General features: G+C 69.8%; 8 protein-coding genes and 1 pseudogene. 4 read left to right on the forward strand and 5 right to left on the reverse strand.

What is annotated here, in order from left to right:
- Positions 1–19 precede the first annotated feature (19 nt).
- Entirely contained in the window at positions 20–1807 is a 1788-nt protein-coding gene (gene truD, locus A176_RS14280; protein WP_002640759.1) for a tRNA pseudouridine(13) synthase TruD, read from the reverse strand.
- Positions 1808–1877: 70 nt separating this feature from the next.
- On the opposite strand from truD, the gene A176_RS14285 reads away from it, so the two are divergent.
- From A176_RS14285 to A176_RS14300, 4 genes and pseudogenes are all read left to right on the forward strand, one after another.
- Entirely contained in the window at positions 1878–2771 is an 894-nt protein-coding gene (locus A176_RS14285) for a hypothetical protein (protein ID WP_002640758.1), read from the forward strand.
- Positions 2772–2889: 118 nt separating this feature from the next.
- Complete coding sequence (locus A176_RS14290; protein WP_002640757.1) at positions 2890–4554, forward strand: adenylate/guanylate cyclase domain-containing protein; 1665 nt, start codon at positions 2890–2892, stop codon at positions 4552–4554.
- Positions 4551–6753: pseudogene (locus A176_RS41210) on the forward strand (serine/threonine-protein kinase). Before A176_RS14290 ends, A176_RS41210 begins: the two are co-directional and overlap by 4 nt.
- Positions 6754–6859: 106 nt before the next feature.
- The gene (locus A176_RS14300; RefSeq protein ID WP_002640755.1) at positions 6860–7831 is read left to right on the forward strand and encodes a hypothetical protein; all 972 of its coding nucleotides are present in this window, start codon (positions 6860–6862) and stop codon (positions 7829–7831) included.
- 6 nt (positions 7832–7837) lie between these two features.
- Here A176_RS14300 and A176_RS14305 read toward each other — a convergent pair whose 3' ends face one another.
- The 4 genes from A176_RS14305 to A176_RS14320 all read right to left on the reverse strand — a co-directional run bounded on the left by A176_RS14305 (position 7838) and on the right by A176_RS14320 (position 13491).
- Positions 7838–10201, reverse strand: coding sequence for a hypothetical protein (locus tag A176_RS14305; RefSeq protein ID WP_002640754.1), 2364 nt, complete (start codon positions 10199–10201; stop codon positions 7838–7840).
- Between the two features lie 156 nt (positions 10202–10357).
- Positions 10358–11935 carry a sigma-54-dependent Fis family transcriptional regulator gene (locus A176_RS14310; RefSeq protein ID WP_002640753.1) on the reverse strand — a complete coding sequence of 526 codons (1578 nt, stop codon included), beginning with the start codon at positions 11933–11935 and terminating at the stop codon, positions 10358–10360.
- 13 nt (positions 11936–11948) lie between these two features.
- Positions 11949–12782, reverse strand: a complete 834-nt coding sequence (locus A176_RS14315) for an MBL fold metallo-hydrolase (RefSeq protein ID WP_002640752.1) — start codon at positions 12780–12782, stop codon at positions 11949–11951.
- 169 nt (positions 12783–12951) lie between these two features.
- Positions 12952–13491, reverse strand: a complete 540-nt coding sequence (locus tag A176_RS14320) for an AAA family ATPase (RefSeq protein ID WP_002640751.1) — start codon at positions 13489–13491, stop codon at positions 12952–12954.
- Positions 13492–13525 lie beyond the last annotated feature (34 nt).

Below are 13525 nucleotides of genomic sequence, written 5' to 3' on the forward strand. Positions count from 1 at the left end.
GCATCGGGGGCCCGCATCTTTATTTCTTCCGTGATTTCGAAGGCTTGGCCTTCGAGGCTTTCTTGGCTTCGGTCTCCGCGCGGGCCACTTCACGGGCGGCCTTGCGCTTGCGCTGGCGCTCTCGGAAGCCCAGCGGCACGGCCGGCTCCACGGGCGTGGGGGCCTCGGGCGCCTTGCTGGCGAGCGTGCGCGCGCGGCCGGGCGCGGGCTCGGGGAGCTGCAGGTCGCGGGACGAACTCCGGCGGCCAGCACCCGGACGGCGGGCCGTGTCCGAACCGGCGGCAGTGCGGCCTCCGGACCCACGGCGAGGGGCGTCTGAATCCGAACCGGCGGCACCGCGGCTGCTGAACCCACGGCGCGGGCCGTCCGTCTCCGAACCCTCGGCACCACGGCTTCCGAACCCACGGCGCGGCGCCTCGGCGTCCGAACCCGCGGCACCACGGCTGCCGAACCCACGGCGCGGAGCGTCGGACTCCGAATCCGCGGCGTTGCGGCCTCCGGAAGCGCGGCGAGGCGCGTCGCCATCACGGCGCGGCGGACCCCGGCGGCTGGAGGGCTCCTGCGCGGCGGCGGCGGCCTCGGCCTCCACGAGCTTCGGGCGCTGCGAGGCGCGGATGGTCTCCGCGCTGTCCTCGGCGTACTCGAAGTGGAACAGCCGCTTGACGACCAGCGTGGCGTAGGCGCCGGGGGGCAGGGTGAAGGCGATGTTCACCTTGATGTCGCCGCGGTTGACCTCGTCCGGCATCGTCCGGCCCACGACGAGCTTGTGCGGGAACGACAGCAGGGGCCGCTCCTCGTGCTTGAAGTAGAGGCGGCGCTCGGCGCCCGGGACGCGCAGGTCCTCCAGGCGGAGCTTCTCGCGGCCCAGCACCCAGCGCACGGCCTCCTCGACCTTCGGGTCGCTGAAGGTGCTGTTGGGGGCGAGCAGGGGGAAGGAAGCGTCGCGCAGGGTGCGCAGCACGTCCGGGTTGGCGTCGCGGTGGAACAGCAGCGTGCCGGCCTGGTAGCGCATGGGGAAGAGGTGCTCGCGCGGCAGCATCAACTGCAGGTAGCGCCGCACGCCCTCGTTCCAGAGGAAGCTCTGGTAGGTGAAGATCAGCATCGCGCGGTAGTCCGCGTCGATCTGCAGGAAGGCGCGGAGGTAGTCGCCCGGCTGGTCGCGCAGGGACTTGAGGACGCGGTGGTACTTGCGCGTGCCCTCATAGGGAACGCGGGCGTCCCAGCGGCCCCAGTTCTCCCTCCAGAAGGCCTTGATCTTGGAGTCCTCCGTCCGGTCCAGCTCGGACGGCTTGGCCATGTAGTTGTGGAGCGCGGCCTCGAAGTCACCCCGGATGAGGTCCTTGGCGATGAAGCCCTGGCCGTGCTTCAGCGAGCCGAAGCGCTGGCTGTCGAAGTAGTTGATGACGCCCAGGCGGTTGACCTCGGCGGCGGCCACGTTGAGGGGCCCCAGCGTCGCGTCTTCCAGCGCGCGCACCGTCACCGAGAAGCGGTTGGACGTGATGTTGGCGGCGGACAGCGGCTTGTCCGTGCGGCCCAGGTACTTCAGGCGCAGGTCGGGCTCCTGCATGTCCACGTCGGCGCCGTCCACCGCGATGATCTGCTCGGTCCGGCCCTGCTTGTCCTTGAGTCCGCAATAGCTGATGGCACCCGGCTTGAGGCCGAAGGCATCGCGCAGACGCGTCACGGCGTCGAACGTGGACAGCTTCTGCTTGTCCATCAGGTAGACGCGGTGACGTCCCGAGTCGACTTCGTCGAAACGGTATGACTCCTTGACGGAGAAGTCCTCGGGCTTTTGTTTGATTCGCACGGCGCCCCCTTACCAGCGCGGCGCCCCGGAATGAAGCGTCTGCGCCAGAAAGGGGATAACGTGACTTCCCATGCGAATTCTTCCCTGGCTGTTCCTGACGTTGCTGACGGGGTGTGCTTCCACGCTGTCCACGCAGCAGACGGCTCGAACGCTGGCGCCCGGCCAGGTCCAGGTGACGGGCGGCGTGGGGGCCTTCGTCCCGGTCGGCACCATCGTCCGGGTGGTGGAGGAGGGGCGGGAGCAAAGCCGGGAGGCCTGGGACGCCATCGTGAATGACCGGCCGTACGCGCTGGGCGAAGAGGCGCAGCAGCGGATTCTCACCGCGGGCGTGGCGCTGATGGCGTCCCCGCCGGGCGTCAACCCGGAGCTGATGCTCCGCGTGGGCGTGCTGGACGGGCTGGACGTGGGCGTGCGCTACAGCGGCATCTCCCTGCGCGGGGACCTCAAGGTGCGGCTCGCCCACGGCGGAGACACGGTGGGCCGGTACCTGGAGCCGGGCCAGCGCTCGTTCGACCTGGCGATGGGGGTCGGCGTGTCCCGGCACTTCTTCAGCAGCCCGGTCCTGGACGTGCTGGAGGTGGTGGAGATGAACGACTTCGGGCGCTACGACATCGAGGTGCCCGTCTACCTGAGCGCGGACTGGGGGGACATCTTCAAGCTCTACGCGGCGCCCAAGTACATCTACAGCCGCACCCGGATGGACGCGCGGCTGGTGAACTACGCGGAGCAGGGCAAGCCGGTGACGGGCTTCGACGCATCGCTTCCCGCGACGGTGGGCAGCCACTTCGTCGGATCCACCCTGGGCATCGCGGTGGGTTACCGGTACGTCCACCTCTTCGCCGAGGTGACGGCCGGCTACTTCCGGACGCGGCCACGGCTCTTCGGAATGGAGCGGGACCTGGGGGGCGTTGCGGTGATGCCCAGCGTGGGGTTGGCCATCCGGGGCGGCGGCTCGGACCGGTAGGTGCCAGCCAGGCAGGCGTCCAGCTTCCTGGATGCTGCCTGGGTGTTCAGTGGTGATTTCCGAGCGTTCCCCGGTGACGATGCGCTCTGGTAGTGTCCGGGCCGGTGAGGATTTCCGCGTGAGCCAGTCCCCCGCCCCATTTGCACCCAAACCCGGGCAGATTCGCGGCCCCCGTCTGACAGGGCGCTTCGCGGACGGCACGCTCGGAGAGTTTCCATTGGGACCGGCGACGTCCCTGGGCCGGCATCCGTCCAACACGCTGCGGCTGGTGGACCGGGAGGTCTCCAAGGAACACGCCGTCATCGAGCGCGTGGGCAAGGAGTTCGTCCTCAAGGACCTGGGCTCGTCCAACGGCACCTTCGTGAATGGCCGCCGGGTGAAGGAGCTCAAGCTGCGCGACGGGGATGAAATCTCCCTGGGCGCCTCGCGGCTCATCTTCCACAGCGGCGAGCCGCCAGCGGCCTCCAACGCGCCCACCGCGCCGGGCGTGACGGTGGTGGCGCAGTCCATCTCCATGCCGGCCTTCCTGGCGCAGATGGATCAGGTGCCGCAGAACTTCCGGCCCGCCGAGCAGGTGTCCGACGTGGAGGCCCTGCGCCGCGACTACGAGAAGCTGCGCATCGCCCACGAGTTCCACCGGCAGGTGAGCCTGCAGGGCAGCCAGACGGACCTCTTCGAGCAGATCCTCAAGGTGGCCTTCCAGCTTTTGGCCGCCGACCACGGCGTCATCCTGAAGGTGGCCGCGGATGGGGAGTTCATCCCGTCGGCGGTGCACCACCGCTCCGACAAGGCCGTCAACGTCATGCTGTCCGACACTGTGCTCAAGCGCGTGGTGGAGACGGGCAAGGCGGTGCTGACGGCGGACGCCATCATCGACGAGCGCTTCTCCGCCGCGGAGAGCATCGTCGCGCAGGGCATCCGGTCCGCCATGGCGGTGCCGCTGAAGGTGAACGGGAAGATCCAGGCGGTGCTCTTCCTGGACAGCCGTCAGCAGATCAACGCCTTCTCGGAGAAGGACCTGACCATCCTCTCCGGCATCGCCTCCCAGGCGAGCATCGCGCTGGAGAACGCCGCGCTGGCCGAGCAGATTCGCGCCGAGGCGGTGACGCGCGCGGAGCTGAGCCGCTTCCTGTCCAAGGCCGTCGCCGACGCGGTGATTGCCGGCGAGACGGAAGATCTGGCACAGAGCCGTCTGGCGGAGGTGAGCTGCCTGTTCGCCGACATCCGCGGGTTCACCACCATCTCGGAGAACGACTCTCCGCAAGAGGTGGTGGCCATGCTCAACGCTTTCTTCACCGCGATGGCCGGCGTGGTGTTCAGACACGAGGGGAATCTGGACAAGTTCATTGGGGACTGTGTCATGGCCGTCTGGGGGCCGCCGCTGTCACACCCGGACGACGCCGCCCGCGCGCTTCGCGCCGCCTTGGAGATGCAGGACGCCGTTCATGAGCTGAACCGCAAGCGCGTGGCCGAAGGGAAGGCGCCCATCGAGGTGGGCATCGGCGTGAACACCGGTCAGGCGGTTGTCGGCTACATGGGCAGCGCGGAGCGCCACGAGTTCACGGCCATTGGCGACACGGTGAACACCGCCTCGCGCCTGTGTGGCATGGCGAAGAGCGGCGAGGTGCTGGCCTCGGATACGACGGTGCGCCGGGCGGGCGCCGGCTTCGACGTGGAGGGGTTGCCGGCCCTCCAGGTGAAGGGCAAGGAGAAGGCCGTGCCCACCTACCGCGTCCATGGCCTGGAATACACCACGGCCGCTTCCTCCTCGCGCCGCGTATGAATATGACGACGCAGGCGTGTCCCAACTGTGGCTTCGTCCACGACATCCGCGTGTACGTCAGCGGCCAGCGCGTCCAGTGCCGCTGCGGCATCCGCTTCGAGGCGCGCCGGGGTGAGGTGGTCGACACGGGCCGCCACTCGATGGTGTCCATGTCCAGCGCCGCCCCCGAGCGCCGCCTGGAGACGAACGGGACGTCCGGGGCGGTGACGGTGGTTCCGCACGCGGATCCTGACCCGGGCATCATGGTTTCCGTCTCCCGCGTCTCCACGCCCGTGAAGAATGGCGTGGGGAACGGGCTGCCGGGCGTGCCGGCCCCCATCAGCGGGGTGGCGCTGCCGTCCGGCGTGGATGACGGCGAGGCGCCCGTGGACGCGACGGTGGTGCGCTCGTCCGCGAACACGGGGCCGGGGAGCGCGCGCTCCGACCTGCACGGCCACGACGAGGAGCCGACCTTCGTGGGCGGCGGCAAGGTGGACCTGCCCGGCTTCGAGCTGAAGGAGATGCTCGGACGCGGCGGCATGGGCGAGGTGTGGCTGGCGCGGCAGCAGTCGCTGGGGCGCACCGTGGCGGTGAAGCTGCTGCCGCCGCGGCTGGCGAAGGACCCTGAGTTCGTCACGCGCTTCGAGAAGGAAGCCACGGCGCTGGCGGCCCTGAACCACCCGAACATCATCCAGATCATCGACCGTGGCGTGGCGGGCGAGCACTACTACTTCGTCATGGAGTACGTGGAGGGCCGCTCGCTGCGCGAGGCGATGTCCGCCGGGCTCACGCCGGACACGGGCCTGAAGCTCATCCTGGCGGTGGCGCGCGCCATCGAGTGCGCGCACGAGAAGGGCATCATCCACCGCGACCTGAAGCCGGAGAACATCCTGCTGGACGGGCGCGGGAACGTGAAGGTGGCGGACTTCGGGCTCGCGGGCATCCGCGCGCCGGATTCGCGGCTGCAACTCACGGCGACGTCCGTGGCCATGGGCACGCTGAACTACATGGCCCCGAGCAGCGCCGCGACGCGAAGAGCGTGGACGGCCGCGCGGACCTCTTCTCGCTGGGCGTCATCCTCTACGAGCTGCTCACCGGCGAGCTGCCCCTGGGCCGCTTCAAGCTGCCCTCCGCGAAGAAGCCGGGCCTGGATCCGCGCGTGGATGGGGTGGTGGACCGGTTGCTGGAGCAGGACCCGGAGGCGCGCTACGCGCAGGCCGGCGAGCTGTGCGCGGCGCTGGAGGTGATGATCTCCACCAGCTCCGCGCCGGGGCTGCCGCAGGGGGACATGGCCCTCGCGCACCTGGTGCCCGCGTCCGCGCGGCCGGTGAAGCCGAGTCCGATTTCGCGCCAGCTCCGCACGGGTTGGCGGCGCGTGCGCGGCGGGCTGTCCGTGGTGGGCGGTCTGGCGCTGCTGGGCTTCGCGGCCCGGTGGCTGGTGGGGCCGGTGACGGTCGACATCAAGCGCGGGAAGGACCGGGTGGTGCGTACGGCCCCCGCGGCGCTGCCGCCGAACACCTACGGCGAGGTGTTCTCCTCGCTGAGCATCGCGGAGCCCGCGAAGCCCGGTGGCACATCGCGCCTGGAGCTGGGCTTCAACGAGGGCAGCGAGGAGGTCAACGTCCACAGCGGCCAATGGACCATGGTGGACGGGGAGCTCCGCGCGCTGCAGGCCGGCAAGGAGACCAACGGGCGCCGGCTGATTCCGCGCGCGTACATCGCGACGCGCTACTTCTCGTCCAACGACTTCACGGCCGAAGTGCTGATGGACGTGGATCGCCTGGGGCCGGAGTACCCGGAGGATCCCGACGCGCAGCACTACGGAGAGCTCGCGTTCCGCATCAAGGACACGCAGGTCTCCGCGTTCGCCATCCCCAACGTGGGCATGCGGCTGGCCTGGCGGTACTTCACGCCGGACGGGCGCGAGGTGGTGGGCAACAGCGCGCAGGACACGGACGCGCTCGTCGAGGACGAGATGCCGCTGCCCGCCCACGGCCCCTACCAGGTGCGGCTGCAACTGCGCCGGAACAGCTCGGGCGTGCTGGTGGAGGCGTTCCTCAACAACGAGCGCTTCGCGCGCAAGCTGCTGGTGGGCCTGGAGGACCACGTGGCGAAGGTGGCCCTGGGCTGCCGGAACCTGTCCTGCTCGTTCGACGACTTGAAGGTCCGGGGCACCTGATGCCCCGGCCGGTCCGCCGCGTGGCCAAGGGCATCGAGTAGCCCCCGCGCCGGGCGTGGGCTTGCGCGGACGCCCGGTCATCCCCACCTTGCACTCGGCACGGTGTCGCCTCCACGGTGGCCGTGCCGAGCCTACGCGGGGGTGGGGATGGAGCTGTGGCGCATGGCACTGGCGCCCGTCTTGGCGGCGTGCCTCCTGGGATTGCTGGTGGTGGCCTTCGCCTTCGGGCGCAAGGACGTGTCGTCCCGGCCGTACCGCGTGCCCCTCCTGTGGTTCGCCCTGCTGGCGGTGGTGTCCCTGTTCGTCCTGGAGCGCGTCCAGCTCACGGGCACGGTGCTGTCCTCCGTGACGGCCGTGAAGGCACTGGGCTCCGTCCTGCTGGTGGTGGCCGCGGGGCTGGTGCTGCGGGGCGCCTGGGCACGCTCGCGCGCCCATGGGTTGCGGGGCTCGGCGCCCGTGCCGCTGGAGGAGGCGGTGGAGGCGCTGCGTGCGGGCAAGGCTCCGGGCTGGGGCGTGTACCACGGGGTGCTGGAGGCGGAGCCGGCGCTGACGTCTCCCGGCGGCGTACCGTGCGCGTTCTTCGACGCGGAGGTGCGCGAGGTGGCGGCGGATGGCCGCCGAGGTGCGCTGCTGTCGCGCGAGCGGGCCTACGCGCCGGTGCTGTCGCTGCGGGGTCGGCGCGTCCAGGCGACGGTGGTGTTCTCGCCCGCGTCGTTGATGGCGCCGGTGGAAGTGCGCCGCTGCAAGGCCCTGCCGGGGACGGTGCCCGCGTCGTGGTACCAGACCCCGCATCCGGAAGACGGCTCGGCCTTGGCCGGGAGCCCCTCCGGAGACAGTGCGCGGCGCGAAGAACCGGAGTCCCACCTGGAACCCGAGGCGCTGTCCTGGGAGCGCGTGGGCACGGTGGGAGAGTCCTGCCTCGTGGTGGGCGAGCTGCGCCGAGGCTCCACCGAGGGCAGCTATGTCTTGAGCGGCCGTGAAGGTGGCGCCGCGCTGGTGGTGCTGGGGCCCCAGGCGCCGGCCACGGGTGGGAGCCTGGCGCGCAGGGCCTGGGGGCACTTCGCCGCGGCCGGCGTGTTGTCCATGGCCGCGGCGGGGGTCCTGTCCTGGGCGCTCTGAGCCGGCTCAGGGCGTCCCGGGGTTTCCGGCGCCTCGCGTGGTGGAGAACACGAGCTGCTCCTCGCTGTCCGCCACGCGCACGGTGAGCGTCCGCTCGACGCCCGCGAGCCCCATGGGCGTGGACTGCGCCACCTCCGCCAGCAGCGCGGCGCCAGCGCGCAGGTGGAAGCCCGTGCTCCACATGCCTTCCAGCTCGCCGAACACGGTGCGCAGCTCGTCCGGGGCCTTGCGCTCGTCAATGGCGCGTCGCAGCCGGACCATGCCGCTCACGAACTCCCGGCAGCGCACGAGCGAGTTCGGGTTCTTGTGGATGATCTCCGCGAACGTGAAATTGCCGCCGCCGGGGCGCCACTCGCTCTCGATGAGTTGCAGGTCCTTGCCCAGCTCGCGCACGGTGGGATCTCGCTGGAAGAACGCCTTGGCGATCTCCGCGGCGCGGCTGGGTGACAGGTCGTTCAGCATCAGGCTGCCCCGGTTCTGGACCTCGCGGAGGTAGGCCTCCCAGATGGGCGCGTAGACGGTGCGGCGGAACTCGGGGGAGGCGCGGGCCGTCTGGTCGCTCCAGGGCATCGCGCGGGCCAGGGCGCGGGAGAAGCGCGGAAGGTCGAACTCCTGGATGCGCGGCACCAGGGCCCGGAACGTGTCGTCCGCCATCTTCACTTCGAGCCGCGTCTCGATGGGGTGCTTGCCCATATCCTCCTGCATCCAGGAGACGACGGAGGACGCGTCCTTCGTGTCCAGCACACCCCAGACGACGGCGTCATCCACCGCCTGCTGCAGCTCCTTGCGCGTCAGCTTCTTCTGCCGTCCCCATTGCAGCAGGTGCAGGCCGTAGCCGAAGTCGGTGGCCACGGGCGCCGGCGCGAAGCGGGACATGTCCGCCTTCAGGTCCACGGCCCACTGGCTCCGGTTGCCCAGCAGCTTGTCCTCGTAGCCGCGACGTCCCAGGAACGCCATGCGCCGGGCGCCCTGGAAGTTCTCCTGCGTCACCCAGGCCTGCCGCTTCACGTCTCGCGACTTGAGCAGCTCGAACGAGCCGAACCCCAGCGAGAAGCCCACGGCCTGTTGCCGCGTGATCGTGGTGGCGTGCAGGTAGTTGCGCAGCTCGAACTCGGCGGGCTGGGCAGAGGCCTTCATCCACTTGAGCAGCTCCACGAGGTTGCCCTTGAGCAGGGATTCGTGGAAGCGCATCGCGGTGACGTCCTCGACGACGACCTCCAGCAGCGTGGAGGCTTCGTTGAGGCGCAGGTACTCGTATTGGAAGCCCTCGGCGATGTGCGAGCGGACGGCGTTCTCCAGCGCCTCGGCGACGCGGGCCTTGAAGTCCGCCCAGGCCTGCGGAAGGTTGGCCGGGTCCGCGAGCTGCGGGTCGATGCCGAGCCGCTCCAGCACCATGCCCAGGACCCGCTTCTGGTTCTCATCCAGCTTGGTCTTGCTGGCCTTCTCCACCAGCCCGTCCATGAGCTCCAGCGCCGTCTGGCCCTTCTTGAGGAGCTCGCGAAGCACCGGCCCCAAGAGGGCTTCCAGGAGCTGACCGAGCTGCGCCTTCACGGCCGCGGGGTCGAGCAGCTCCACCTGGATGCCGAGCCCGGCGGAGAGCGTCTGCTCGTGGGACTTCACCTTGCGCACGGCGACCTGGATGCGGCCGGTGCGGGGGCGCGTGAAGCTGAGCTGGTAGTCGTCGGTGAGGGACACCTTGGCGGACAGGCCGGCCTTCACGCTCGTCTTCACCGCGAGCAGCTCGCTGCCGCGCAGGAACCCCAGGCGGTTCAGATTGGAAGGGAAGACGTCCGCCCAGTTGAGCTCCAGGCGCGTCTGGAGCGAGCCCCGGGCCTGCCACGCCACGGCGTCTCCCAGCCCGAGCTTGGCCAGATCGGTGGCCTGCATGAGGCGCAGCTCGGACAGGTCCGTGCGCGCGGCCTCGCGCATGTTCCGGCCCAACGGATGGGCCCGGTAATCGCTGAGCACGACGCTCAGTTCCGTCTGCTGTTCGGAGGCGAGGAAGGACAGGCTGGCGCTCACGGCGGCCTTCACCCGCGCGGCCACCTGGTAGCGCATCCAACCCGTCTCGGTGCCCAGGAGAAGCTGCGGCCGTGGGCCTTGCTCGGATGCCTCGGGGGTCGTCTCACCGACGATGCCGTTCTCATCCACGTCGCCGGGTGAGTTGAAGTTGCGGACCGTCGCCTCGCCGCTGGCTTCGAAGGAGAGGGTGATGCCGTGCATGGCCAGCTTGGGGGGAAGGACCTTCTGCTCCGTGAGCGCCCCCTGGGCCACGGTCACCTTGATGTCCTGGTCCTGCAGCTTCACGTCGGGAATCTTCTCGGCCACGACTTCGGGAAGCTTCTCGAGCAGCTTGTTGACCACCTTCATGCGCGTCCCCCAGGGCTATGCCCCCGCCACCTGACCGGAGGCCCCTCCGTCGTACGACGGCGGTCAGCCTGGAACAAGGCGCATACCCGAAAAGGCCTGTGGTCAGCGGACGCATCACCCTCCAGGGAGGGGTGGTGTGCTGCGCCTCGCGGTGCGTCAGGACGGCTCGTCGGCCAGCCCGTACTCCTTGAGCTTCCGCGCGAGCGTGTTTCGGCCAATCTCCAACACACGTGACGCGGCGGTGCGGTTGCCTTTGACCGATTCCAAGACGCGCAGGATGTGGCGCCGCTCGACTTCCGCCAACGGGAGGAGGTTCGCCTCCGCGCGCGCGGGCTGATGGTCCTGCACTGCGGTGGGCACGGCCGCCGCGCGGTCCACGTTCGGCAGGGGCAGGTGCTCCTCGAGAATCTCGCCTTCGCACAGCACGACGGCGCTCTCGATGCAGTTCTCCAGCTCGCGCACGTTGCCGGGCCAGCGGTAGCGTTTGAGGCGCTCCAGGGCGGCGGCGCTGAGGCGCGGTGGGGACAACCGGTGCCTGCGGGCCACGGCGCCGACGAAGTGGTGGGCGAGCCGCTCGATGTCCTCGGCGCCGCGCTCGCGCAGGGGGGGCAGCACCACCTCCACGACCTTGATGCGGTAGTAGAGGTCCTCGCGGAAGCGGCCCTCGGCCACCATGCGCGCGAGGTCCCGGTGTGTGGCGGCGACGATGCGCACGTCCACCTTCACGGCCTGGGTGCCGCCCACGCGCTCGAACTCGCGGTCTTGGATGACGCGGAGCAGCTTGCCCTGCACGGGGAGGGGCAGCTCGCCAATCTCGTCGATGAACACGGTGCCGCCGCTCGCGGCCTCGAACTTGCCGGGCATGCGGTGGTCGGCGCCGGTGAAGGCGCCGCGCTCGTGGCCGAAGAGCTCGTTCTCGATGAGCGTCGCGGGCAGGGCGGCGCAGTCCACCTTGATGAAAGGCTGGTCGCGGCGCGGTCCGTTGACGTGGACGGCGCGGGCGAAGAGCTCCTTGCCGCTGCCGCTCTCACCGCGCAGCAGCACCGTGGCGTCGGTGGGCGCGGCCTTGCGCACCAGCCGGTAGATGGCCTGGAGCTGCGGGGACTCGCCGATGATGCGGTTGAAGAAGTAGCCCACGGGGACCTGGGGCTGGTCCTTGGCGCGTTGGAGTTCCTGGTAGAGGCTGGTGCTCTGGAGCGCGGTGCTGACCTGCGAGGCGATGGCGGTGAGGCGCTCCGTGTCGTCGCCGGTGAAGCGGTCCGCGCCGCGGCGGTTGAGGACCTGGAGCACGCCGTAGAGCGCGCCGTCCGTGTCACGCAGGGGAACGGCGAGCAGGCTGGTGGTGCGGTAGCCCGTCATCCGGTCGATGTCCGCGAAGAAGCGCTGCTCACCGCGCGGGTCGGGCACGTTGATGGCGTGGCCCGCCTCGGCGACGGTGCCGGCGACGCCCTGGCCCAGCTTGACGCGAATCTGGGACACCTCGGGCAGGTGCGCGGCGCGGCTGAACAGCTCGCGCCGGGCCGGGTCCAACAGCCAGAGGGTGCCTCGGTCCGCTTGCAGGGTGATGGCGATGCGGTCCATCAGCGTCTGGAGGAACGCGTCGAGGTCCACCTCCCTGCCAACGAGTCCTCCAAAGGGGAGGAGGACCTGGGAGACATCCGAGGGGGCGTGGGGCATGGCGGGGAGCGGCGGGAGGACGAAGCCGGAAGCCGCACCATAACATCCGGAGGGCATGGGGCGGCCCCTCTCAGGCCGCGCGGCCCAGCACCAGGCGCTGGCCTTCGCGAGCGGGCTCGCAGACGGGGAACAGCGACCGGGCCTGTTCGGCCATGTCCTCCAGCACGTCGTCGCCGTGCGCCGGGTCATGATGGAAGAGGCACAGCCGGCGGGCGCCCACGAGGCCGGCCACGCCCGCGGCATCCATCATCGTCGAGTGGCCCCAGCCCTTCTTGGGGATGCCCTTGCGGCCCTCGTATTCGTCCGGGGTGTATTGCGCGTCCAGGCACAGCACGTCCGCGCCCTCGAAGAGGCGGCCGACCTCTGGCGCGAGGTCCTCGACGCGGACCTCCACGTCGGTGGCGTAGATGAAGGAATGGCCATCCGCTTCCACGCGGTAGGCCAGACATCCCTGTGGGTGAGGCACGTCGATGGGCGTGACACGAAACGGGCCGACCTCCACGGGCTGGGCGTGCAGCGCCGAGCGGAAGTCCATGCGCGAGCGCATGGTGGACAGCGGCACCGGGAAGTGGGGCGGTTGCATCTGCGCGGCGAGTTCGGACTGGAGCGCCTGCGCGCCATTGGCGCCGGGGCCGTAGAGCGTCAGCTCCGAGGTGGGCAGGTAGGCCGGGGTGAAGAAGGGGAAGCCTTGCACGTGGTCCCAGTGCAGGTGCGAGAAGAAGAGGGTGGCCTTCTGGGGCGCGCCCTCGCGCATCATGATTTCGCCCAGCGAGCGCAAGCCGGTGCCCGCGTCCAGGATGAGCCGGTGGCCCTGGCTGGTGACCTCCACGCAGGCCGTGTTGCCGCCAATGCGTGAGCCCGACACCGCGATGCTTCCTCGAACGCCATGAAACCGGACTTCCATCGTGAGTCTCCTTGGTGGATGTGAGGAGGCTCAGAGCAGGGGATGTGCCAGTTGCAAGGGGTTGAATTCACGGGGGCATGTCTGGCCCATCCGCGAAGGTGCACCAGAACGGATCGCCCTGCATCGTGCGGGTCGCTCCAGATTGGCGCATCACCTTCGTGAAGCGGAACTAACCGCGCCCCAGCCGTTCGAGCACTTGTTTCACCCGCGCGTCCGCCGAGCCGTGGACGGTGAGCACCTCCACGCCCAACTCATACGGGTCGTCGAGCAGCACCCTGCACAGTGCTTCATCCACCGCGGTCCTCATGTGGATGTCTTCACGGGCCCGGAGCCGGATGCGATCCGGTGCATCGATGGGCACGAAGACGATGAGGTCGAGCGTCTGGACGGCGGAGCGGACCCGGGGAAGCCATTCCTCCAGGTCGAACGCCTCCGCGTCCTCGTGCGCCTGCAGATACCCCAGGAAGTCGACAGGGCAGCGGTCGAACAGGATGTCGCGTGCGTCTTTCTCGGCGTGAAGCAGCTCGGCCGAGAACCGGAGCTGTTCGACGAAGTCCTCCAGGGAGGGCGGGGTCGCGAACTCGTAACCCTCTTCCTCGAGGAGGAGGTACGGCTCTTCCGCGAGCCGGTACCCCTCGAGTTCTTCTCCGAGCAAGTCAATCAGAGTCGACTTGCCCACCCGGTGTGAGCCTGTCACCGCGATGCGCATGCCCTCTCATACCGCAACCCCGAGGAGCACGTGC

This window comes from Myxococcus hansupus (assembly GCF_000280925.3).
Lineage (GTDB): Bacteria > Myxococcota > Myxococcia > Myxococcales > Myxococcaceae > Myxococcus > Myxococcus hansupus.

Coding starts and splice junctions, on each gene's coding strand:
- A176_RS14285 (WP_002640758.1), top strand. CDS start 1,878: ATGCGAATTCTTCCCTGGCTGTTCCTGACGTTGCTGACGGGGTGTGCT.
- A176_RS14300 (WP_002640755.1), top strand. CDS start 6,860: ATGGAGCTGTGGCGCATGGCACTGGCGCCCGTCTTGGCGGCGTGCCTC.
- A176_RS14305 (WP_002640754.1), bottom strand. CDS start 10,201: ATGAAGGTGGTCAACAAGCTGCTCGAGAAGCTTCCCGAAGTCGTGGCC.
- A176_RS14310 (WP_002640753.1), bottom strand. CDS start 11,935: ATGCCCTCCGGATGTTATGGTGCGGCTTCCGGCTTCGTCCTCCCGCCG.
- A176_RS14315 (WP_002640752.1), bottom strand. CDS start 12,782: ATGGAAGTCCGGTTTCATGGCGTTCGAGGAAGCATCGCGGTGTCGGGC.
- A176_RS14320 (WP_002640751.1), bottom strand. CDS start 13,491: ATGCGCATCGCGGTGACAGGCTCACACCGGGTGGGCAAGTCGACTCTG.